Source organism: Paenarthrobacter nitroguajacolicus, from assembly GCF_029952445.1.
Lineage (GTDB): Bacteria > Actinomycetota > Actinomycetes > Actinomycetales > Micrococcaceae > Arthrobacter > Arthrobacter nitroguajacolicus_B.
This window is the reverse complement of the sequence record NZ_JAQPPK010000036.1, coordinates 20,358-41,451: the sequence shown is the minus strand read 5'-3', so window position 1 is coordinate 41,451 and position 21,094 is coordinate 20,358. Positions and strand designations below refer to the sequence as shown.

Below are 21,094 nucleotides of genomic sequence, written 5' to 3'. Positions count from 1 at the left end.
CCCACCACATCACCTACTGGTCACACCAAGGCACCACAGGAACCAACAACGGCACCCTCCTCTGCTCCCACCACCACCACCTCATCCACAAAGAACAATGGCGCATCACCATGGAAACCGGCACCCCATGGTTCATCCCCCCACCACACATCGACCCCCATCAAACACCACGCCGCAACCACCACCACACCCCACCCAAAACATAAGCACTGCTGTGTGGTCATTGCGCCCCGGGAATTTAGCGCTCAGCTGCTGAAGGGAACTCCATCGAAATACGCTCGTCGCCGCTGGGATGCCCTTGGGTCGTTCCGATTTTCCTAGGACTCACAGGACCTGCCTGAAGGGGTGTGCTGAGCAGTCGTGCCCTTTAGGCTGAAAAGCGAACCCAAACTGAAGCCCCCGCGACGTTCTGCGGGCAGGCCCAGCAAGCAGCCACTAGCCACTAGCCACTGGCAACCAGTCACTATCAAGGAGAGCACCATGAGGATTGCCGTCACCGGTGGAAGCGGAAAATTGGGCAAGAGCGTGGTTCGGCGGCTCACCCAAGATGGCCACCTGGTCCTCAACCTGGACCGCGCGGGCACTCGCGGTCGGGGCTACGTCAACGTTGACCTCCGAAACTACGGCCAGGTGCTGGATGTCATCCTTGGCCTGGATGACCAACACAGCGGTTTGGACGCCATCGTTCACTTGGCAGCCATTCCGGCGCCAGGGCTTGCACCGGACGCGGCGACGTTCGAGAACAACATGGTGTCCACCTATAACGTGTTCCAAGCGGCACGGCGGGCCGGCATCAAGAAGGTGGTCTACGCATCCAGCGAGACAGTGCTGGGCCTGCCCTTCGACATCGCCCCTCCCTACATCCCGGTGGATGAGGAGTACGCTGCGCGGCCGGAGAGCACGTACTCGCTGGTCAAGCACCTTGAGGAACAAATGGCTATTCAGCTGACGCGCTGGGACCCGGAGCTGAGCATCATGGCACTGCGTTTCTCGAACGTCATGGATCCTGAGGACTACGATGCCTTCCCTTCCTTCGACTCCGACGCCACCCTGCGCAAATGGAACCTCTGGGGCTATATCGACGCCCGGGACGGGGCACAGGCAGTCGTGCGGGCGCTGGAGCACGGGGAACCGGGATTCGAAGCGTTCATCATCGCCGCCGCCGACACCGTGATGAGCCGAAGCAGCGCCGAGCTGGCTGCGGAAGTCTTCCCCGGCGTCGAGGTCCTCAAGGAACTGGGCGAGCATGAGACCATGCTGTCCATCGATAAGGCGCGCAGACTGCTGGGCTTCGAGCCGGTGCACACCTGGCGCAGCGTCCACTCGAACAAGACCACGCCCACCGAGGACTGACACCCGCTGCCCGCGCACGCGCAACGGCCCACCCCTTGGCTGCAGTTTCCTGCAAGCACTCGTAAAGGGATGGGCCGTCGCAGTTTGCGGGACTAGATCATGGTCATGACCATGGCTGGGTCGGCCAGGATGGCGCCAAGATCCGCGAGGAACCGGGAACCCTGTTCCCCGTCCACCAGGCGGTGGTCGAACGACAGGCTCAGGGACATGACCTGCCGCACGGCCAGTTCATCATTCACCACCCACGGAGCTTTCCTCACAGCGCCCAGGGCCACAATCGCGGCTTCGCCCGGATTGAGGATGGGAGTGCCAGCGTCGATCCCGAACACGCCGATATTGGTGATGGAGATCGTCCCGCCGGACAGGTCCGACGGCGACGTCTTGCCGGCACGTGCGGTATCGGTCAGTTCGGTCAATGCGGCGGAAAGCTCCCTAAGCGTCAGCCGGTCCGCGTCCTTGATGTTCGGAACGGTCAGGCCACGCGGCGTCGCGGCGGCGATCCCAAGATTCACATAGTTGAACTGGACGATTTCCTGGCTCGCCTCGTCCCAACGTGAGTTCAGCGTCGGGTTGTTCCGCAGTGCCACCAAGACCGCTTTGGCCGCTATGGTCAGCGGCGTCAGCTTGTAACCCTCGAACGCCCTGTTGCCCTTGAGCCTGGCCAGCAGTTCCATGGTTGCCGTGACGTCCACCGTGAGGAATTCCGTCACATGCGGCGCTGTGAAGGCACTTTCCACCATGGCAGCGGCTGTGAACTTACGGACACCCTTGATGGGCGTGCGCGTTTCACGCCCTTCCTGGGCAACGGGGGACGCAGTCGCTTCAACCGCTCCGGTGAAGCTCTGCACATCCTCACGGGTGATGAGTCCGCCTGGACCGGTTCCCGGAACGAGTTCCAAATCAATGCCCAGATCCCTGGCCAGTTTGCGCACCGGAGGCGTGGAGCGGGGACGCTCATGGACTTCAGCCTCTGGTTGGCGCACAACGGCGGGTTCGGCGATCGGAACAGCCTGCGGCTCTGCGGCCTTCACGTCCTGCATCTGCCCACGGGCACGTCGTGTGGGTCGACCGGTGTGTTCGACGACGGCGCCATAGCCAACCAGGTTTGGCTCGCGTTTGGCGGGGCTCCCCACCGCCTCCACCACCCCAGCGGCTGGCGCGCCTTTAACCGAAGTCTCGACGGCGGACCGGTCACCAGCGGCGGACGCGGCGGCCCCGTTGGAGGTTCCGGCGTCGTCAACTTCGAAGGAGACGATCGGCTTTCCGACCTCTACTACCGTTCCCGGCTGCTCGTGAAGGGCCGCTACGGTTCCAGCGAAGGGTGAGGGTAACTCCACCACGGCTTTGGCTGTTTCAACCTCGGCGATGACCTGGTTCAGCGTGACGGTGTCCCCCACCGCCACTTTCCAACTCAGGATTTCCGATTCAGTCAGTCCCTCACCGAGGTCCGGGAGCCTGAATTCCTTGATCATGGTGGCGGTCATCCTTCCAGTCCACTCAGGGAGTTTGGGCGGCCGAGGGCGCGGTCCACGCCGTCGAGGATCCTGTCAAGATCCGGCAGGTGGTGCATTTCGAGCTTGGAGTACGGGTACGGAACGTCGAATCCGGTAATGCGCACGGGAGCCGCCTCAAGGTAGTTGAAGCAGCGTTCAGTGATGCTGGCTGCGATCTCCGCGCCAAGGCCACCGGATTGCCCGGCCTCATGGGTGATCACGAGCCGTCCGGTCTTGCGGACGGAGGCTTCCACTACCGGGTAATCCACGGGGGCCAGCGAACGGAGGTCAACCACCTCCACGGAAATACCTTCATCGGCCGCCGCCATGGCAGCATCCTTGGCGGTCTTGACCAGCGGACCGTAGGCCACCAGCGTGACGTCGGAGCCGGAGTTCACCACCGCGGCCTTGTCCAGCGGCAGTGCATTGGCGAGGTCGATCGACTCATCCACATCACCCTTGTCGTGGTAGCGCCGCTTGGGCTCGAAATAGAGCACGGGGTCATCCGATGCGATGGCCTGCTGGATCATCGTGTAGGCGTCCTGCGGGTTGGAAACTGCAACCACGCGCAGGCCCGAGGTGTGGGTGAAATAGGCTTCGGGTGACTCGGAGTGGTGTTCAGGTGATCCGATGCCGCCGCCGAAGGGAACCCTGATGGTGATGGGCATCTTGACCCGCCCTTGCGTGCGGTAATGCATCTTGGCTACCTGGCTGACGATCTGGTCGAACGCAGGGTAGATGAAACCGTCGAACTGGATCTCACACACGGGACGGTATCCACGGTAGGCCAGTCCAACAGCAGTACCGATAATGCCGGACTCGGCTAACGGCGAATCGATCACGCGGTGCACGCCGAAATCCTTCTGCAGGCCATCGGTCACCCGGAAGACGCCGCCGAGTGAGCCAATGTCTTCGCCCATCAAAACCACTTTGGGATCATTTTCCAGCGACTTACGGAGGCCTGCATTGATGGCCCTGGCAAACGTGAGCTTGGACATCAGAGCGCACCTTCCTCGACTGGCTGGTTGAAACTGTTCAAGTAGCGGGAGTAGTGGTCCTTCTGGCGCTCGATCCAGGAGTTCGGCGTGCTGTAGACGTGGTTGAAAACGTCCAACGGCTGCGGATCCGCCATACCGATGCAGCTGGAGCGAAGCTCCGCGGCCACGGCGTCAGCCTTGGCCTTGACCTGTGCTTCCACGTCGTCCGTGAGCAGGCCCTTCGCCTCCAGGAGCTTCCGGAGCCTAAGAATGGGATCTTTGGCAGCCCAATCCTCCAGCTCGATGGGATCACGGTAACGCGTGGGGTCGTCCGCTGTGGTGTGCGGACCCATGCGGTAGGTGACAGCTTCGATGAAGGTTGGTCCCCCGCCCTTGCGGGCCCGATCAAGTGCTACCCGGGTGGCTGCCATGACCGCCAGGACGTCGTTGCCGTCCACGCGCATACTGGGGATGCCGAATCCGGTGGGCCGGTCAGCCAACTGGACGTGCGACTGGATACGGACAGGTTCTGAAATGGCCCAGTGGTTGTTCTGGCAGAAGAACACAACAGGAGCCTGGTAGCTGGCTGCGAACACCATGGCCTCGTTGACGTCACCTTCGCTGGTCGCGCCGTCGCCGAAATACGCAAGGACCGCAGTGTTGGCGCCGTCCAGCTGCACACCCATGGCGTAACCGGTGGCGTGCAGGCTCTGGGAACCGATAATGATCTGGGGAGTTGCCAGGTTGATCCGCAGCGGGTCCCAGCCATAGGAGGCATTGCCGCGCCACACCCGCGCGATCTCGGAAAGATGGGCGCCGCGGATGTAAGCCACTCCGCTTTCACGGTAGCTGGGGAAGACAAAGTCGTCGTCACGCAACGAACGGCTGGAACCTATTTGGGCTGCTTCCTGGCCGAGGAGTGGCGGCCAGAGGGCCAGCTCGCCCTGCCGCTGTAGTGCCGTGGCTTCTGCATCGATACGGCGGATGACGGTCATGTCCTCATACAGGGCGCACAACTGCTCATCGCCGACATCCTTGACCCAGACATCGAATTCAGGATGGCTGATGCGCTCGCCGTCCGGGGACACCAACTGGAGCAGATCGCCGCCAGTCCGCAAGGAATTTTGTGCACTTAGTTCGCGGCTTGGAGCATCGTTACGTGCTCCCTTGCCCGCCTGATCCGTCAACACAGGTGATCGCAACCTTCCGGCTCGTTTTCGTCGGCGCCGGCAAGACTCGTGATCCTGCCGCAGGCCGGCCCTCCGGCACCTTCGCCGGAGTTAATTGTGACCCTACTCACAGAAGGCATCGGGTACAACTACCTTCAAAGAAGTTGAGCATTCTGCACTATTTTGGATGGTCGCGGCGTGCTAATCTTGCGCATTATGCAACCCTTGGATGGCACTGACACCCGGCTTCTTTCCGCGATGGCAAAGGACCCGCGCGGTACCGTGGTTGCCCTTGCCCAGAAGCTCGGCTTGTCCAGAAATACCGTGCAGGCGCGCATGGCCCAGCTCGAGAAGAAGCACGCCTTCCTTTCCTTTGAGCGGAGAATCAACCCTGTAGCCCTCGGCTATCCCCTGACCGCGTTCATTACTGTCCATGTGCAGCAGCAGAAGCTTGCCTCCTTGGCACAGGACCTCGCAGACATTCCGGAGATCCTGGAAGGCTTCGGTCTCACGGGCTCCGCAGACCTCTTGCTACGGGTTGTTGCCCTGGATGCGGAAGACCTTTACCGCATCAACGGAAAGATCCTCGGATGCGACGGAGTGGACCGGACAGACACTGCCCTGGCCATGCGGGAAATGATTCCCTATCGTGTGCAGCCCCTCCTGGGACGCCGCGCAGGAGCTTGAGGCACAGCTTTCCCTGCGACTGTGCGGCGATGCCCCTTGCCCACGGAAGCTGGGATGCGCTTTGATTCAAGAGGACGCACCGGGGGCCGCGCAGAGGATCCCGGCCAGGTGGTGGCGCTGCCAAGGCTGCCGAGAGGGGACTACCGTGAGCAACCCGCAAGAACCGGGCCACAACGAGCCGGGGCAAAACCAACCAGGCCCGAACCAACCCGGCGAGTACCAACCCGGCCAGAACCCGCCTCCAGTTCCGCCGGGTCCCGGGTACTCTCCACAGCCGGGGTACCCTGCACAGCCCGGGTACTCCCCACAACCCGGGCCTCCCCCGCAGAACGGTGCGCCTCCGCAGTGGCAACAGCCGCCGTCGTCCGCTTCTTCCCAGGGTGGAAACCCGCAGTACCCGTCACCGGGCCAATACCAAAGTGACCAGTACCAGCAAAACCCCTACCCGCAGGGCCAGAACCAACAAAACCAGTACCAACCAGGCCCGTACGGTCAACAGCCTCCCCGTAAGAACCGCAAAGTCCTCTGGATCGTCCTGGGCATCGTGGCCGGAGTTATCGTGCTCGCGGTGGTGGGGGTCCTCATCCTGGTCAATGTGGTTGGCAATGCCACGTCCAAGGCACGGTCGCTGGCGGATGAGTTCACCAATCTGGTGGTCACGGGGCAAAGCGAAAAGGCCTACGACAACTACCTCGGCCAGCCGCTCAAGGATGAACTGGACAAGCAGTCGTTTGTGGACGGCATCGCCAGCCTGGAGTTGGACAGCTCCTGCAAGCCGAACTACAACTCCGTCAGCGTCAATTCGGACAATGGCAACAACAAAGCCAACCTCGCAGGAACCTTGCAATGCGACGGAAAGACCATCGATCTCCAGTACGTCTTCGAGGGCACAAACGACCTCAAAATGAGCAGTATCCGCCTCCGCCCCTAGCCGGGTTGGAAAAATATTCCGCCGACCCACCCATCCACGCAAACGCATGATCCGAATCACTGCTTGAGAGTCCCGACCGGGACTCAGCAGGTAGGCCGGTAAACCCGGCCATCACCGGAAGGCTCGGACCAATGCGTACTTCGCCCAATCGCTTGATCGCCACCATCTTCGGAGCCGTTTACCTCTTGGTAGGCGTGCTCGGATTCTTCGTCACCTCGGGAATCGGCTTCTTCGCCACCGAGGGTGCCAACCTGATCATTTTCGCTGTGAATCCGCTTCACAACATCATCCACTTGGCCATTGGCGCAGCCCTCCTCTTCGCCGGCATGAACGGTGTCACGCCGTCCAAGTCGGTGAACACCGCAGTTGGCGGTGTCTACCTGCTGGTCGGTATCCTCGGCCTATTCCTCGTCGGCAGCTCGCTGAACATCATCGCCCTGAACGGTGCGGACAACGTTCTGCACCTTGCCAGCGCCGTGGTGCTGCTTGGCGTCGCGTTGTCACAGGACAAGGCTGCCGTAGCTTCCGCCCGCGCCTGATCCCCGGATAGGCAAATCCCCGCACCCGGACCACCCCGTCCGGAGCCTCTGGCTCCGGACGGCAAGGACGATGAGGACACGGACGATGAACACGAGGACGATGAAGACAAGGACGGCACCGGCCATGGATCGCGTAAACCAACCCACGCTGAGGGCAGCAGTCTTGCTGTACGTCTATTTCGCTGCCATGGCGGCAGGAATGGTTGAGCTTTCCCTGGCCGCCGGCTACCTCGCCGGAGTTGGATCCTCCACGGCCGGCATGGTTGCCGCCGGCGTTGCAACCCTCGCAGCCGGCCTGGCTTTCCTGGCCTGGTCGCTGTGGGGGTTGCATCGCAACGCCCTCGTCCTCGCCCGCTACGCCCTTCCGGCCCTCGCGGTGGCAGCCGCTGCGCACGTCGCAGTCATGGCTGCCGGGGTCACCACCCAGCGCTCCCTTGATGTGAGCCACTTTGCCGCCCTCGGCCTGACCCTCATGGCACTTGCCGGAGCGGGTTGGCTCAGGCGGCAACACAAGACCAACGACGGCGGCGCCCACGGCCAGCCAAGGACTGGGCGGCTTCTGGCAGCCGCGTTCGGAGCCGCCGTCGTTGTTGCTTCAGTCGCTACCCCCGGACTGGCAGCATCGATGGCCGGGCAGCACGCAGTACCCCACGGTGAACACGGGCAGGCCCCTACCGGGGAAAACGGCCAGGGCTCCAATCCCGCCCTGGATCCGGGCCACCACCACTAGGCGGTGGCCATCGGGCCGGCGCACCATCGACACAGTGCCCACTGTTGATGGTGCGCCTGGTTCGTGGATCATGGAGCCATGGATCCCATTGAGGCGCTCGACGAAATTTCCTTCTGGCTGGAACGCAGCCAAGCCCCCACGTTCAAGGTCCAAGCCTTCCGCAAGGCGGCCGACGCCGTCAGGAAACTTCCACCCGAAGAGCTCGCCAGGTTGGTCGGAAACGGCAGGATCACCAGCCTTAAAGGCGTAGGAAACCGCAGCGCAGAGGTCATCACCCAGGCCTTGGAGGACCGGGTTCCCGATTACCTGGCCGACCTCCGCGACAAAGGCACTCAAGCTCTGGCTTCCGGCGGCGACACGCTCAGGTCAGCGTTGCGCGGCGACATTCACAGCCACAGCAACTGGTCCGACGGCGGCTCGCCCATCGAAGCCATGGTGGCGGCAGCCCGCACACTCGGCCGCGAATACCTGGCCTTGACCGACCACTCCCCCAACCTCACCATCGCCAACGGCCTTAGCGTCGAACGGCTGGAAGAGCAGCTCGCCGTAGTGGACAGCATCAATTCCTCGTCCGACGGTTTCCGCCTGCTCAAAGGCATCGAGGTGGACATCCTGGAGGACGGCACGCTGGACCAGACCAAAGCGATGCTGGACAAGCTTGATGTCGTTGTGGCCAGCGTCCACTCCAAGCTTCGCTCCGACAAGAAGACCATGACCGCGAGGATGCTGGGAGGAATCAGCGATCCCCACACCAATGTCCTGGGCCATTGCACCGGTCGGCTCGTCCAAGGTTCCCGGGGCACCCGTCCCCAGTCGGAATTCGACGCCCCCAAAGTGTTCAAGGAGTGTGCCGAGTGGGGCGTCGCCGTCGAAATCAATTCCCGCCCGGAACGGCAGGACCCGCCGGATGACCTGATCAAGCTGGCCCTCGACGCCGGATGCTTGTTCAGCATCGACAGCGACGCCCACGCTCCAGGCCAACTCGACTTCCTGCAGTATGGCGCCCAGCGGGCTGAGGCACTGGGGGTGCCCACAGAGCGGATCGTGACCACGTGGCCCCTGGAACAACTCAAAGAGTGGCTCAGCCTGAAGAAGTGACCCACGCAAAAAAGGCTTCCCCGGAAACTAATAAGTTTCCGGGGAAGCTTTTTTGTCAGCGACTTAGTGGTTCACGGCCTTCTCAGCACCGATACCGGTCAGCGAACGCACTTCCATTTCCGCCTGCTTGGCCGGATCCTCGCGCCGCTTGTCCAGCACGGTTCCGAGCCAGCCCAGGAAGAACGCCAGCGGGATGGAGACGATGCCCGGGTTGCTCAGCGGGAAGAAGGCGAAGTTGGCGCCGGGAATCATGGATGTCTTTGCACCGGAGACAACGGGCGAGAAAGTGATCAGCAGGATGGCCGCCGCCAGGCCACCGTACATGCTCCATACTGCGCCCTGGGTGGTGAACTTCTTCCAGAAGAGTGAATACACAATGGTGGGCAGGTTCGCCGAGGCTGCGACAGCGAAGGCGAGCGCCACCAGGAAGGCCACATTCTGACCGTTGGCGAAGATGCCGCCCAGGATGGCGAGGACACCGATGACCACTACCGTACGCCGGGCCACCTTCACCTCAGTGCCGGCATCCGCTTTGCCCTTGGAGATGACGTTCGCGTAGATGTCGTGGGCAAAGGATGCTGCCGCGGTGATTGTCAGGCCGGCCACCACCGCAAGGATGGTAGCGAAGGCCACTGCTGAAATGAATCCCAGCAGGAGGGGCCCACCAAGGTGGAATGCCAGCAACGGCGCGGCGGAGTTCACGCCACCGGGGGCCGACTTGATGGTTTCGGCACCCACCAAGGCTGCGGCCCCGTAACCCAGGACGAGGGTGAAGAGGTAGAACAAACCAATCAGCCAGATGGCCCAGACCACCGACTTCCGCGCTTCCTTGGCCGTGGGGACAGTGTAGAAGCGCATGAGGACGTGGGGCAGGGCCGCAGTCCCCAGGACCAGGGCAAGGCCCAGTGACATGAAGTCGAGCTTGGATGTTTCGGTCTTGCCGTACTGCAGGCCCGGGTTGAGGACGTTCGGGTTGTTGGCGGCCTCCGCTGCGGATCCCAGCAGGTTGGACAGATTGAAACCGTAGATCGCCAGCACCATGGCCGTCATGACCGCGGCGCCTGCGATCAGCAGGATGGCTTTGATGATCTGTACCCAGGTGGTGCCTTTCATGCCACCGATGAGCACGTACATGATCATCAAAGCGCCGACGACGATGATCACCAGGGCTTGTCCTCCCCAGTCGCTGATGCCCAACAGGAGCGAGATCAGGCTGCCTGCGCCGGCCATCTGGGCGAGGAGGTAGAAGAAGCAGACGGCGAGGGTGGAAAGTGCCGCCGCTATCCGCACGGGACGTTGCCGCAACCGGAAGGACAGGACATCGGCCATGGTGAACTTGCCGGTGTTGCGAAGCAGTTCGGCCACCAGCAGCAGTGCTACCAGCCAGGCAACCAGGAAGCCGATCGAGTACAGGAAACCGTCATAGCCGTTGATGGCAATGGCACCGGTGATGCCCAGGAACGACGCCGCCGAAAGGTAGTCGCCTGCGATGGCAGTGCCGTTCTGGGATCCGGTAAAGGATCGGCCGGCCGCGTAGTAGTCCGCGGCTGTCTTGTTGTTCCGGCTGGCCCGGAACACGATCACCATGGTGACTGCGACGAAAAGTGCGAAGATGCCCATGTTCAGCAGCGTGGTGTCTTTCAGGGCAGCAACTTCGACTGCCGGGACCATGATGGCGTTCATTTGGCTCCTCCGCGGATCACGTTGCCGCCCTTGTCGAATTCGTGGCCTTCGATCTCGTTGCGGATTTCGGCCGCGATGGGATCCAGCTTCCTGTTGGAGTAGCTCACGTACCAGGCCGTGATACCGAAAGTGGTGACGAACTGGAGCAGGCCCAGGATCAGGCCGATGTTGATGTTGCCCCAGACCTTGGTGGACATGAAGGCGACGGCGTAGTCGGCCAGAAGAACGTACGCGAAATACCAGAGCAGAAAGATCACTGCCATGGGAAAGACAAAGCTGCGATGCCGCTTGCGCAGCGTCCTGAACCGTTCCGTCTGCTGGACTTCCTGGAAGTCCACGGACGCCGTTGCGTCCTGGGGTTGGGCCTCATTACCCATGGTTCCTCCTGGTTGTGATGAGTCCACGTCAGCTCCCACGCGCGGCTGATGTGACTGCAATCACTATCGAATGCTCTCCGACCTCCCTTCCAGAGGTTCACCACAGGCCATCGCCCAACGGCTGCACCACTGCGCCAAACGGTGGAAACCGAAGCCGACGGTGGAACAGACCTGCGGTGGAACAGAAAGAAGCAGAAGCCGACGCCGCTTACATCCCGTGCATTGGCTACGCTGGCCGTATGCCCGACTCCCCGCTTTTCACCGCCGCCGCCATCGCCGTGATCGTGTTGGCGGTCGCCGTCGTCGTTGGCGTTGGACTCAAGGTGATCCGCTCCTTTCGTGATCTTGGCACCGACGCCGAACGCGCCACCTACAACACACTCCATGCAGCATCGCGGGCCGGCCAGCACCTCCGCGGAGGCCTACAGCCGGCCGGGGCAGCCAAAGCCAGCAGGCAGTTGCGCGTGCTGCTCGGCTGCGATGCTTTCGCCATGACCGACACCAACTCGGTGCTTGCCTGGGATGGTGCGGCAGAGGAACTCCGCCCCTCGCTGATGGGACTCGCTGCCGAAGTCCTGGCCACCGGGCGAACAGCCGTGGTGCCCCACGTAGGTGGCTCCACCAACAAGGCCGGGCACGAATTCAGTGCTGTCATAGCCCCGATCAGGGCCGGGTCGAGGGTGGTTGGTTCGGTTGCCGCCTTGGCACCTGCCGCCGGAGCCGGACTGGTGCGGGCTACCAGCGAGGTGGCGGATTGGATCGCAGCACAACTGGAACTGGCGGAACTGGAAGCCTCACGGACCCTGCTGATGGAAGCCGAAGTCCGGGCTTTGCGGGCCCAGATCAGCCCGCACTTCATCTACAACTCACTGAACGCCATCGCTTCCTTCATCAACACCGATCCGGCCAGGGCCAGGGAGCTCGTGGTGGAGTTCGCTGACTTCACCAGGTACTCCTTCCGCCGGCACGGCGACTTCACCACCGTGGCGGAGGAGCTGCGGTGCATCGACCGTTATCTCCTGCTGGAGCGGGCACGTTTTGGCGAACGCGTCCAGGTCAGCCTGCGGATTGCGCCTGAAGTCCTGAGCACCGTCATCCCGTTCCTCAGCCTCCAACCCTTGGTGGAGAACGCGGTCCGTCACGGTCTGGAGGCGAAGGAAGGTCCGGGACATATCACCATTTGCGCCAACGATTCCGGGGCGTTCGCTGAAGTCACCATAGAGGACGACGGCGTGGGCATTGATCCGGAGCACCTGCGGTCGGTCCTCGCCGGGCATACCGACGGCGACCATGTGGGCCTGCGTAACGTTGATGCCCGCCTGCGGCAGGTCTACGGAGATGAGCACGGCCTGGTGATCGACACCGCTCCAGGCGAAGGCACCCTGATCACCATGCGGGTTCCCAAATCCCAGCCCGGACACGACACCTGAGGTGGCGGTTAGTCTTTAATCATGATCAACGTGCTCGTCGCTGATGACGAACTGCCCGCGGTGGAAGAACTCGCCTTTCTCCTCGGACGTGACGCGCGGATTGGCGCCATCCATCGTGCGGCCTCCGGAACGGAGGCCCTGCGCAAGCTGGAAACCGAGTCCGTGGACGCCGTCTTCCTGGACATCCACATGCCCGCCCTTTCGGGTTTGGACATCGCCCGCGCCATTTCCCGCAGCAGCAGCCCGCCCGCCGTCGTTTTTGTCACTGCGGACGAGGACTGCGCCTTGGAAGCCTTCGACCTCGCCGCCGTCGACTATCTGCTCAAGCCGCTCCGGGCGGAGCGGCTGGCGCGTTCGGTGGACCGGATCCGTGAACTCATCAAGGACGGCACTCCCGCGCCGGAAATGATCACCGTTGACCTGGGCAGCACCACCCGGATGATCCGCCGGGACGATGTCACCTACGTCCAGGCACAAGGCGACTACGCACGGTTGCACACGGCCGAAGCCAGTTACCTCATCCGGGTTTCCCTTACCGACCTTGAACAAAAGTGGGCGGAGGCGGGATTCATCCGGATCCATCGTTCATACTTGATCGCTCTGAACCACGTGCAGCACCTGAAGCTCTCCACTACGGCTCCGAGCGTGGCAGTTTCAGGTGCGGAGTTACCGATCAGCAGGCGGCATCTGCCCTCCGTCAGGGACAAACTGCAATCCACCCGCATCCGGCCACAGGCATGACCCGCGTCCGCGTTACAGCACCACGCCAGTCTGCGGCGCCCACTTCCTCCCGGGTGCTGCACACCCAGGAGGCAGCCGAGGACTCGGACGCCGGCCGGATTTTTGTACGCTCCCTCATCCGCTCCCAATTGCGGCTCGCGTTGGTGGTGGCCTGCGGATTCCTCATCATCCTGGCCGTGTTTGCAACGATCCTCGTGTACGGACCCGGAGTGGCAGGGACCCGGGTGTTCGGCATTCCCCTGGATTGGCTGACTTTGGGTGTGGGGATCTACCCGGTCATCGGCTTGAGCGCCTGGCTTTACAACCGGGCAGCGGCGCGGAATGAGGCCCGATACCAGGATCTGGTGGAGGACAAGTGAACCCGGCCGTCGGCCTGTTCGCGTTCCTTGCCGTTTCACTTGCGACGGCGGTCATCGGCTTCTACGGGTTGCGGGTCTCAAGGACCACCAGCGACTTCTATGTGGCCTCACGGACCGTCCCACCGTGGTGGAATGCATCCGCCATTGGAGGTGAATATCTCTCCGCGGCAAGCTTCCTCGGTGTGGCCGGACTTATCCTGCTCTCCGGCACCGACGCCCTCTGGTTCCCTGTGGGGTACACAGCCGGCTACCTGATGCTGTTGTTGTTCGTGGCTGCGCCCTTGCGCCGCTCCGGCGCCTACACCATCCCTGACTTCACCGAAGCGCGGCTGGACTCCGCGGTGGTGCGTCGCGTCACCAGCCTGGTGGTGGTGGCCGTGGGCTGGCTGTACATCGTCCCCCAATTGCATGGCGCTGCGCTCACCATCCGGATCACCACCGGCTTGCCGTCGTGGGTAGGTTCGACGGCGGTCGTGGCGGTTGTGTGCCTCACGGTGGTGGCAGGTGGCATGCGGTCCATCACCTTTGTCCAGGCCTTCCAATATTGGCTGAAACTGACGGCCCTGGCAGTGCCGGTGGTGTTCATCCTGCTGGTGCTTTCAGCGAACGGCACGCCACCGCAGGCTACCCTGCCGATCAATCCCACCGGGCAGGCGGCAGCGGGTGCGTATCAACATATTTCGCTCCTGGTGGCCTTGCTGTTCGGAACCCTTGGCCTGCCGCATGTGCTGGTTCGGTTCTATACCAACCCGGATGGCCAATCTGCCCGCCGAACCACGTTGATCGTGCTGGGGCTGCTCTCGGTCTTCTATCTCTTTCCCACTGTGTCCGGGGCCCTGGGACGGATGTTCGCGCCCGGGCTCGCCCTCACCGGACAGGCCGACGCCCTGGTCCTGCTTCTCCCCGGCAAGTTGATCGGCGGAATGGCAGGTGACCTGTTGTCAGCCCTGGTGGTAGCCGGCGCCTTTGCCGCGTTCCTGTCCACCACGTCGGGGTTGGTGGTGTCCTTGTCCGGCGTCATCAGCCAGGACCTGTTCGGCGGAAGCGTCAGGGGGTTCCGCCTCGCAGCGGTGATGGCCGCCGTCGTGCCTTTGGGTTTTGCTTTCATGACGGACACCCTGGCTTTGGCAGGGAGTGTTGGCCTGGTGTTCGCCTTCACCGCGTCAACCATCTGCCCCGTGCTGCTGCTGGGTATCTGGTGGCGGGGGCTGACGGATGTCGGAGCCATCGCGGGAATGGTCACGGGCGCGCTGCTATGTGGCGGCGCCATGGTGATGGGTGCCCTCCTGGGTGCCGCGAACGCGCCCGCCTGGCTGGCCCAACCTGCAGCCTGGAGCGTTCCGGCGGCGTTCACTGTAACGGTGGCCGCATCCCTCCTGACCAAGAACCGCGTGCCGTCTTCAGTGAACCGCGTGATGTCCCGGCTGCATGTGCCCGAGCGGCCGGTAGCCACCGAACGGTAGCAACCTGTTGTCCGCGACGCGGCCTGGGAGGACAATGTCGCCATGTCCGAGGAACCCAAAGCGGCTAGCCCGGAGCCGCCCACGGCCAGCCCGGCAGAGCCCTCAGCGAGCGTCCGTGCGCAATTGCTGGCCACCGAGCACTGGAGCCTGCTCGCCTCGCGAAGCACCACGCAGGGGGAAGTCCTCACCCGCATCAGCATGTTCCTGACTTTTACCTCGGCCAGCCTGCTGAGTGTGGCGCTGGTGGGTAATGCCACTCAATTTTCGGATGCCTTCAGGGCCTTCGCACTGACCATTCTGTGCATTGACCTGGTGGTGGGCCTGCTGACGCATATCAGGGTGATGAGCGTTGGTATGGAGGACATGATGTATGTCCTGGCCATGAACCAGCTGCGTGCTGCCTACATTGACCTGGATCCGGGTATCGCCCGCTACCTCATGGCAGGGCACCACGACGACGAAACAGGAGCCAAGCAGACGTACTACTTCCTGGGCAGGCGGACCGATTTCAGCCAGGTTGCCGGCAGCAGCATGGTGTTCATGGGTTTCGTGAACTCGGCACTTATCGCCTTGCTTCTCGGCTCAGCGCTGTTGACCGCCGGGTTACCCGCCCTGGCGGCCGTTCCTGTTGCCGTCCTTGCCGCACTTGGCTTTTTTGGAACGTCGTTGGTCCGTGGGCATCGACGCTACCTGGACGTGTGGAACAAGAACCCGCCGATCTCGCCCACTCCCCCGCAGGCTTGATGGCCCCGCCCCTTTAGTCGATGGCCGCCATGAGCTCAACGACCCGGGCCAGGAAAGCGTCCACTTGGGCTTCTTCGTATCCCTCTTCACCCTTCGCCGCCCGGAACACGGCACGTCGAACGGTGTCCACGCTCAGCGGCTGGTCGTTCTCCAGGTAACCGATCAGCTCGACGCACAGGGCATCGACATCCTGGACGTTGTAACTGCGCGCGCGCTTGCGCGAAGGGCGGCGGAACCGTTCGCCGTCGGGCCTGTGCAGCCTGCCACGGAGAATCCCCGACAACTTACCGATCTGGCGCAGCCAGGCTTCTTCGCCCTGCTGGCTGATCAGGTCATCCCGCTCGCGGCGGGCGAAGGCGTCCTCCAGGCGGTCCAGCGCCGCATCGACGCTGTGGGCGTCATAACCGCCCTTGACGGGGTCGAAGGCCACCTCTCGGACATCAACGCTGGCCACCTGGTCAGCGGCACCAACAGGGTTCTCGAATGATGTCCTCGCCCGCTGGAGGAACTCGTCAACTTGCTTGGCGTTATAGCCGTATTTGCTGCGTTCCACGCGGTCGAACGTCGCGGGGATCTGGCGTCGAATATCCAAGGCCACTATTTTTCCTTCATTGGTTGTCAAACGCCGCTCAGCAGCGCGAACAAAACATAGGCCACAGGGGCCGCGAACACGATGGAGTCCAGGCGATCCATCACGCCCCCGTGGCCGGGCAGGATACTGCTCATGTCCTTGACGCCAAGTTCCCTCTTGACCATGGACTCGGCAAGATCTCCCGCCGTTGCCGCCGCAACCATTCCGACAGCCAGGATCAAACCAATCCACCAAGGCCTGTCCAGCAGGAAGATGCAGGCCAGGACACCAATCACCATGGCCCCGCCGACCGATCCCGCGAAGCCCTCCCAGGACTTCTTGGGACTGATCTTGGGCGCCATCGGGTGCTTGCCGAACGAGGCACCCACGATGTAGCCGAAAGTGTCATTGGACACCACCAGCAGCAGCATCGAAGCGATCTGCCACGCGCCGTCGGGGATTCCGTGCGGCCAGAAGCCCACGGGCGTTGCGCCACCGGTGGCATGGAGTGGCAACGCAGCGAAGCTGATCAGGAACGGAATCCACGCCAAGGTAAAAACCCCTGCGAAGACACTGCGCGGTGCTCCCGCTGCACTTTCGATGGAGCGCCAGAGCAGCACCGCCACGGAGCTGGCTGTCATGGTGAACAGCAAGCCTTCAAGACCGCCGAAGTAGGCCGAAACCGGCATTACCAGGCTGCCGACCATCACTGGGACAATCGGCATCCTGGTGCCCTGGGCTTCAAGGGCCCGGAAAACCTCCCACACACCCAGGACCGCGAAGGCCGTGGTGAGCAGGACGAATCCCAGCGGGAGGAACAGCAGCCCTCCCAAGACGGCCAGCAGCATGGCAAGGCCGACGCCGATCGCCGCCGGGAGGTTACGTCCGGCCTTGGGCGTGGGATTCGCCCGCACGCGCCGGGTGCGCTTGGGGGTATCGCGTGTCGGGACCCGTTCAGCGGGCGCCGGCTCAGCCTGGCTCATCAGACCTCGAGCAGCTCGGCTTCCTTGCGCTTGAGCAGCTCGTCGATGCTGTCGACGTGCTGCTTGGTCAGGGCGTCGAGCTCCTTCTCAGCGCGTGAACCCTCGTCTTCACCGGCTTCGCCGTCCTTGACGAGCTTGTCCAGGGTGTCCTTTGCCTTGCGGCGGATGCTGCGGATGGAGACCTTGGCGTCCTCCCCCTTGCCCTTGACGATCTTCACGTATTCCTTGCGGCGCTCTTTGGTGAGCTCCGGGATGGTGACGCGAATGACGTTGCCGTCGTTGGAGGGGTTCGCTCCAACCTCGGAGTCGCTTAGGGCCTTTTCGATGTCACGCAGCGCGGTCTTGTCGTAAGGCGTGATCAGGATGGTGCGGGCATCGGGGACACCGAAGGACGCCAGCTGCTGGAGCGGCGTTGGCGTGCCGTAGTACTCGACGATGACCTTGTTGTAGAGACCGGGGTTGGCCCGGCCCGTACGGATCGTGGCGAAATCGTCCTTGGCTACTTCGACGGCTTTGTCCATCTTCTCGCCGGCTTCGAGTAAGGTCTCTTCGATCACGGGTTTCTCCTCAGAAATAGTTGCTGCCCAACTGCAGGCGGCAATGCACGGTAAAGAAATGCACAGTAAAGATCCGCCACCAGGGGCGGATGGTTCTGGAAATATCCTAGCCCTTGCTAGGGAGTTACAAGGGTTCCCAGCGTTTCGCCAAGGATCGCCCGGGTGACATTGCCTTCGCCTTCCATGCCGAACACCACCATGGAGAGGTTGTTGTCCTTGCACATGGTCATGGCTGTCTGGTCCATGACGCGGATGTCACGCCGGAGGGCGTCGTCGTAGCTGAGGACATCGAGCTTCTCAGCGGTGGGATCCTTCTTGGGGTCCGCCGTGTAGACGCCGTCCACACCACTCTTGGCCATGAGGACTACGTCGGCGTGGACTTCCAGGGCACGCTGGGCTGCCACAGTGTCGGTGGAGAAGTAGGGCAGGCCGGCACCCGCACCGAAAATGACCACGCGGCCCTTTTCCATGTGGCGGATTGCGCGGCGGGGAATGTAGGCCTCGGCTACCTGGCCCATGGTGATGGCACTCTGGACCCGCGTTTCCACGCCGGCCTGTTCCAGGAAGTCCTGGAGCGCGAGGCAGTTCATCACAGTGCCCAGCATGCCCATGTAGTCGGCGCGGGAGCGGTCCATGCCGCTCTGGGACAGTTCAGCGCCGCGGAAGAAGTTGCCTCCGCCAACAACGATCGCTACTTCCACATCTGCGACGCCTGCCGCGATCTGCTTGGCGATGGCCCGGACGGTCTCTGGATCGACGCCGAGCTTGCCTCCGCCGATGACCTCGCCGGAAAGTTTCAGAAGTACACGTCGGCGGGTCTTCTCGGGCTGGATTGCAGTGTTGACGGTTTCCATGGTGCCTTCCCGTTGGTGGACTCTGGCTAGATTATCGTGCTGTGGGTCCGCGCAGGTACTATCCGGACGCGTGCATGAAAAAGGGGCGGCCACCGAAGTGACCACCCCTTTTCACGAATTACTAGTTTCCGACGCGGAAACGGGTTACTGCAGTTGCCTTGACGCCGGCTTCTTCGAGGACCTGTGCAACAGTCTTCTTGGAATCCTTGGCGAATGCCTGGTCAACCAGAACTTCACCCTTGTAGAAGCCGGTCACGCGGCCTTCCACGATCTTCGAAAGAGCAGCTTCGGGCTTGCCTTCAGCCTTGGCGGTCTCTTCGGCGATGCGGCGCTCGGACTCGACCAGCTCGGCCGGGACGTCGTCGCGGGTCAGGTAGTTCGGAGCCATGGCTGCAACGTGGACAGCGATGTCGTGTGCGGCGGTTGCAGCGGCTTCGCCTTCACCGTCAACAGCGAACAGAACGCCAACCTGGGCCGGGAGGTCCTTGGACGTCTTGTGCAGGTAAGCGTCAACCGTGGTGCCCTCAACGCGGGAGATGCGACGGACGACAACCTTTTCGCCGAGGACAGCGCCCTCTTCGACGACAACCTCGGACAACGGCTTGCCGTCGACCTCGGTGGCCAGCAGGGTCTCGAGGTCGGCAGCGCCGGACTCGACTGCAACGTTGAGGACCTTGTCAGCCAGCTGGATGAACTTGTCGGCCTTGGCCACGAAGTCAGTCTCGCAGTTGACCTCGATCATTACGCCAACGCCACCGTTGACCTTGGCAGCAACCAGGCCTTCAGCGGTGGAACGGCCTTCGCGCTTGGTAGCACCCTTCAGGCCCTTGATGCGGATGATCTCGATGGCCTTCTCAGCGTCACCGTTGGCTTCGTCAAGAGCCTTCTTGACGTCCATCATGCCGGCGCCGGTGCGCTCGCGCAGGGCCTTGATGTCAGCAGCAGTGTAGTTCGCCATGTGAACCCCTCTGTCTAGAAATTTATGTGTTTACGTAACTGAAGGACGGCAGCCCACCAAGTGAGCCGCCATCCTGTCAGTTGTCCCCGACGCCGTTACCGGTACCGGGAAAGGTCCAGATTTACTTGGCTTCGGCTTCGCCTGCTGCAGCTTCGGTTGCAACGGGAGCCTCAGCTGCCGGAGCTTCTGCGGCCGGAGCCTCAGCTGCTGCTGCTTCTTCGGCCTTGCTGCCTTCGAGGAGCTCGCGCTCCCACTCGGCCAGCGGCTCTTCCGGAGCTTCGGTGGTGCCCGTTGCGCGCTGGTTGCGGGCGATGAGGCCCTCAGCTACGGCGTCGGCAACAACGCGGGTGAGCAGGTTGACGGAGCGGATGGCGTCGTCGTTACCCGGGATCGGGAAGTCAACTTCGTCGGGATCGCAGTTGGTGTCCAGGATGGCAACAACCGGGATGTTCAGCTTCTTGGCTTCGTCAACAGCAAGGTGTTCCTTCTTGGTGTCAACAACCCACAGGACCGAGGGAGCCTTGGTCAGGTTGCGGATACCGCCGAGGTTGGACTCGAGCTTGGTGAGTTCGCGCTTGAGGAGCAGGAGCTCCTTCTTGGTGTAAGCGGAGCCGGCGACGTCGTCGAAGTTGATCTCTTCGAGTTCCTTCATGCGCTGGATACGCTTGGCGACGGTCTGGAAGTTGGTGAGCATACCGCCCAACCAACGCTGGTTGACGTACGGCTGGCCAACACGGGTAGCCTGCTCGGCAATTGCTTCCTGAGCCTGCTTCTTGGTGCCGACGAACAGGACGGTGCCGCCGTGGGCGACAGTAGCCTTGACGAACTCGTAGGCGCGGTCGATGTAGGACAGCGACTGCTGGAGGTCAATGATGTAGATGCCGTTGCGCTCCGTGAAGATGAAGCGCTTCATCTTCGGGTTCCAACGACGGGTCTGGTGTCCAAAGTGGACGCCGCTGTCAAGCAGCTGGCGCATGGTTACGACGGGCATGCCGACGCTCCTTCCGGCAGGTCATTCATGAGAGAGCCCATGGGGCTGCTCTTACCCTGCCAATAGTTGACGGTTGTTTAGCCTTTGCCCGGACGGGCGCGGCTCCTGGCATCCATTGCGCTTCTCATCCGGAGGGAACCAAGGGCTCCGCCGGACCGCAAGAGGCACAATCCTCCACAGCCTGAAGCCATGGGCTTCGCTGGAGGAGGGCTGGATACGCGTAGTCAGCCTGGGACCCCCACATATCTGAATGAGACACGTTCCTGAACAAGCTTGAGGGCACAGCAAACTGCTCCACCAAGTGTACTACAGCGATCCCGGCCCACAGACCGCCCATCACCCCCGGTTTTCCACATACGGACTTCCCGCAGTAGCCCCGGAACCACCAGGAAAGGTTGGCTTGGTC

General features: G+C 62.5%; 22 protein-coding genes and 1 pseudogene. 12 read left to right on the top strand and 11 right to left on the bottom strand.

Annotated elements, in window-relative coordinates; all coding sequences use genetic code 11:
- Positions 1-206: pseudogene (locus PJL15_RS20345) on the top strand (HNH endonuclease signature motif containing protein); the annotation flags it as partial.
- A 274-nt stretch (positions 207-480) separates the two neighbouring features.
- A complete protein-coding gene (locus PJL15_RS20340) occupies positions 481-1,353 on the top strand; it encodes an NAD-dependent epimerase/dehydratase family protein (RefSeq protein ID WP_281452947.1) in 873 nt (290 codons plus the stop codon).
- Positions 1,354-1,445: 92 nt separating this feature from the next.
- Here the strand turns inward: PJL15_RS20340 and PJL15_RS20335 are convergent, their stop codons facing one another.
- Genes PJL15_RS20335 through pdhA form a run of 3 tightly spaced genes read right to left on the bottom strand, consistent with a single transcriptional unit; the run spans position 1,446 to position 5,013 of the window.
- A complete protein-coding gene (locus PJL15_RS20335) occupies positions 1,446-2,837 on the bottom strand; it encodes a dihydrolipoamide acetyltransferase family protein (RefSeq protein WP_281452946.1) in 1,392 nt (463 codons plus the stop codon).
- Complete coding sequence (locus PJL15_RS20330; RefSeq protein ID WP_281452945.1) at positions 2,834-3,844, bottom strand: alpha-ketoacid dehydrogenase subunit beta; 1,011 nt, start codon at positions 3,842-3,844, stop codon at positions 2,834-2,836. Before PJL15_RS20330 ends, PJL15_RS20335 begins: the two co-directional genes overlap by 4 nt.
- Positions 3,844-5,013: a pyruvate dehydrogenase (acetyl-transferring) E1 component subunit alpha gene (pdhA, locus tag PJL15_RS20325; protein WP_281452944.1), complete on the bottom strand. Its 1,170-nt coding sequence runs from the start codon at positions 5,011-5,013 to the stop codon at positions 3,844-3,846. Before pdhA ends, PJL15_RS20330 begins: the two co-directional genes overlap by 1 nt.
- Positions 5,014-5,208: 195 nt before the next feature.
- On the opposite strand from pdhA, the gene PJL15_RS20320 reads away from it, so the two are divergent.
- From PJL15_RS20320 to PJL15_RS20300, 5 genes are all read left to right on the top strand, one after another.
- Positions 5,209-5,679 carry an Lrp/AsnC family transcriptional regulator gene (locus PJL15_RS20320; RefSeq protein ID WP_281452943.1) on the top strand — a complete coding sequence of 157 codons (471 nt, stop codon included), beginning with the start codon at positions 5,209-5,211 and terminating at the stop codon, positions 5,677-5,679.
- Between the two features lie 145 nt (positions 5,680-5,824).
- On the top strand, positions 5,825-6,610 hold the full coding sequence (locus PJL15_RS20315; protein ID WP_281452942.1) for a hypothetical protein: 786 nt from the start codon (positions 5,825-5,827) through the stop codon (positions 6,608-6,610).
- Positions 6,611-6,741: 131 nt separating this feature from the next.
- Positions 6,742-7,149: a DUF4383 domain-containing protein gene (locus PJL15_RS20310; protein ID WP_281452941.1), complete on the top strand. Its 408-nt coding sequence runs from the start codon at positions 6,742-6,744 to the stop codon at positions 7,147-7,149.
- Positions 7,150-7,273: 124 nt separating this feature from the next.
- Positions 7,274-7,879: a hypothetical protein gene (locus PJL15_RS20305; RefSeq protein ID WP_281452940.1), complete on the top strand. Its 606-nt coding sequence runs from the start codon at positions 7,274-7,276 to the stop codon at positions 7,877-7,879.
- Between the two features lie 78 nt (positions 7,880-7,957).
- Positions 7,958-8,977, top strand: a complete 1,020-nt coding sequence (locus tag PJL15_RS20300) for a PHP domain-containing protein (RefSeq protein WP_281452939.1) — start codon at positions 7,958-7,960, stop codon at positions 8,975-8,977.
- Between the two features lie 63 nt (positions 8,978-9,040).
- On the opposite strand, the gene PJL15_RS20295 is transcribed toward PJL15_RS20300, so the two are convergent.
- Together PJL15_RS20295 and PJL15_RS20290 are read right to left on the bottom strand one after the other, a co-directional pair.
- Positions 9,041-10,660, bottom strand: a complete 1,620-nt coding sequence (locus PJL15_RS20295; RefSeq protein WP_281452938.1) for a solute symporter family protein — start codon at positions 10,658-10,660, stop codon at positions 9,041-9,043.
- Entirely contained in the window at positions 10,657-11,037 is a 381-nt protein-coding gene (locus tag PJL15_RS20290) for a DUF485 domain-containing protein (RefSeq protein WP_281452937.1), read from the bottom strand. Before PJL15_RS20290 ends, PJL15_RS20295 begins: the two co-directional genes overlap by 4 nt.
- Before the next feature lie 239 nt (positions 11,038-11,276).
- Here PJL15_RS20290 and PJL15_RS20285 point away from each other — a divergent pair, with 239 nt between their 5' ends.
- The 5 genes from PJL15_RS20285 to PJL15_RS20265 are packed head-to-tail and all read left to right on the top strand — an operon-like array spanning position 11,277 to position 15,774.
- Positions 11,277-12,467 (top strand): sensor histidine kinase, encoded by a 1,191-nt coding sequence (locus PJL15_RS20285; protein WP_281452948.1) that lies wholly within the window; start codon positions 11,277-11,279, stop codon positions 12,465-12,467.
- A gap of 21 nt (positions 12,468-12,488) precedes the next feature.
- The gene (locus PJL15_RS20280; protein ID WP_281452936.1) at positions 12,489-13,208 is read left to right on the top strand and encodes a LytR/AlgR family response regulator transcription factor; all 720 of its coding nucleotides are present in this window, start codon (positions 12,489-12,491) and stop codon (positions 13,206-13,208) included.
- Positions 13,205-13,567, top strand: coding sequence for a hypothetical protein (locus PJL15_RS20275; RefSeq protein ID WP_281452935.1), 363 nt, complete (start codon positions 13,205-13,207; stop codon positions 13,565-13,567). The genes PJL15_RS20280 and PJL15_RS20275 overlap by 4 nt, the downstream gene beginning before the upstream one ends.
- Positions 13,564-15,030 carry a cation acetate symporter gene (locus PJL15_RS20270; protein ID WP_281452934.1) on the top strand — a complete coding sequence of 489 codons (1,467 nt, stop codon included), beginning with the start codon at positions 13,564-13,566 and terminating at the stop codon, positions 15,028-15,030. The genes PJL15_RS20275 and PJL15_RS20270 overlap by 4 nt, the downstream gene beginning before the upstream one ends.
- 42 nt (positions 15,031-15,072) lie before the next feature.
- A complete protein-coding gene (locus PJL15_RS20265; protein ID WP_281452933.1) occupies positions 15,073-15,774 on the top strand; it encodes a hypothetical protein in 702 nt (233 codons plus the stop codon).
- A 13-nt stretch (positions 15,775-15,787) separates the two neighbouring features.
- On the opposite strand, the gene PJL15_RS20260 is transcribed toward PJL15_RS20265, so the two are convergent.
- From PJL15_RS20260 to rpsB, 6 genes are all read right to left on the bottom strand, one after another.
- Positions 15,788-16,372, bottom strand: coding sequence for a DivIVA domain-containing protein (locus tag PJL15_RS20260; protein WP_281452932.1), 585 nt, complete (start codon positions 16,370-16,372; stop codon positions 15,788-15,790).
- A gap of 20 nt (positions 16,373-16,392) precedes the next feature.
- Positions 16,393-17,328, bottom strand: a complete 936-nt coding sequence (locus PJL15_RS20255) for a phosphatidate cytidylyltransferase (protein WP_281452931.1) — start codon at positions 17,326-17,328, stop codon at positions 16,393-16,395.
- Positions 17,328-17,885, bottom strand: a complete 558-nt coding sequence (frr, locus tag PJL15_RS20250) for a ribosome recycling factor (RefSeq protein WP_018777486.1) — start codon at positions 17,883-17,885, stop codon at positions 17,328-17,330. Before frr ends, PJL15_RS20255 begins: the two co-directional genes overlap by 1 nt.
- Before the next feature lie 116 nt (positions 17,886-18,001).
- Positions 18,002-18,739, bottom strand: a complete 738-nt coding sequence (gene pyrH, locus PJL15_RS20245; protein WP_018777485.1) for a UMP kinase — start codon at positions 18,737-18,739, stop codon at positions 18,002-18,004.
- A gap of 121 nt (positions 18,740-18,860) precedes the next feature.
- Positions 18,861-19,697, bottom strand: a complete 837-nt coding sequence (gene tsf, locus PJL15_RS20240) for a translation elongation factor Ts (protein ID WP_026541489.1) — start codon at positions 19,695-19,697, stop codon at positions 18,861-18,863.
- A 121-nt stretch (positions 19,698-19,818) separates the two neighbouring features.
- Positions 19,819-20,688, bottom strand: coding sequence for a 30S ribosomal protein S2 (rpsB, locus tag PJL15_RS20235; RefSeq protein ID WP_281452930.1), 870 nt, complete (start codon positions 20,686-20,688; stop codon positions 19,819-19,821).
- Positions 20,689-21,094 lie beyond the last annotated feature (406 nt).

Excerpts from the sequence above, each read along its gene's own strand:
- PJL15_RS20340 (WP_281452947.1), top strand. The coding sequence starts at position 481 with ATGAGGATTGCCGTCACCGGTGGAAGCGGAAAATTGGGCAAGAGCGTG.
- PJL15_RS20335 (WP_281452946.1), bottom strand. The coding sequence starts at position 2,837 with ATGACCGCCACCATGATCAAGGAATTCAGGCTCCCGGACCTCGGTGAG.
- PJL15_RS20330 (WP_281452945.1), bottom strand. The coding sequence starts at position 3,844 with ATGTCCAAGCTCACGTTTGCCAGGGCCATCAATGCAGGCCTCCGTAAG.
- PJL15_RS20320 (WP_281452943.1), top strand. The coding sequence starts at position 5,209 with ATGCAACCCTTGGATGGCACTGACACCCGGCTTCTTTCCGCGATGGCA.
- PJL15_RS20310 (WP_281452941.1), top strand. The coding sequence starts at position 6,742 with ATGCGTACTTCGCCCAATCGCTTGATCGCCACCATCTTCGGAGCCGTT.
- PJL15_RS20305 (WP_281452940.1), top strand. The coding sequence starts at position 7,274 with ATGGATCGCGTAAACCAACCCACGCTGAGGGCAGCAGTCTTGCTGTAC.
- PJL15_RS20300 (WP_281452939.1), top strand. The coding sequence starts at position 7,958 with ATGGATCCCATTGAGGCGCTCGACGAAATTTCCTTCTGGCTGGAACGC.
- PJL15_RS20295 (WP_281452938.1), bottom strand. The coding sequence starts at position 10,660 with ATGAACGCCATCATGGTCCCGGCAGTCGAAGTTGCTGCCCTGAAAGAC.
- PJL15_RS20290 (WP_281452937.1), bottom strand. The coding sequence starts at position 11,037 with ATGGGTAATGAGGCCCAACCCCAGGACGCAACGGCGTCCGTGGACTTC.
- PJL15_RS20285 (WP_281452948.1), top strand. The coding sequence starts at position 11,277 with ATGCCCGACTCCCCGCTTTTCACCGCCGCCGCCATCGCCGTGATCGTG.
- PJL15_RS20280 (WP_281452936.1), top strand. The coding sequence starts at position 12,489 with ATGATCAACGTGCTCGTCGCTGATGACGAACTGCCCGCGGTGGAAGAA.
- PJL15_RS20275 (WP_281452935.1), top strand. The coding sequence starts at position 13,205 with ATGACCCGCGTCCGCGTTACAGCACCACGCCAGTCTGCGGCGCCCACT.
- PJL15_RS20265 (WP_281452933.1), top strand. The coding sequence starts at position 15,073 with ATGTCCGAGGAACCCAAAGCGGCTAGCCCGGAGCCGCCCACGGCCAGC.
- PJL15_RS20255 (WP_281452931.1), bottom strand. The coding sequence starts at position 17,328 with ATGAGCCAGGCTGAGCCGGCGCCCGCTGAACGGGTCCCGACACGCGAT.
- pyrH (WP_018777485.1), bottom strand. The coding sequence starts at position 18,739 with ATGGAAACCGTCAACACTGCAATCCAGCCCGAGAAGACCCGCCGACGT.
- tsf (WP_026541489.1), bottom strand. The coding sequence starts at position 19,697 with ATGGCGAACTACACTGCTGCTGACATCAAGGCCCTGCGCGAGCGCACC.
- rpsB (WP_281452930.1), bottom strand. The coding sequence starts at position 20,688 with ATGCCCGTCGTAACCATGCGCCAGCTGCTTGACAGCGGCGTCCACTTT.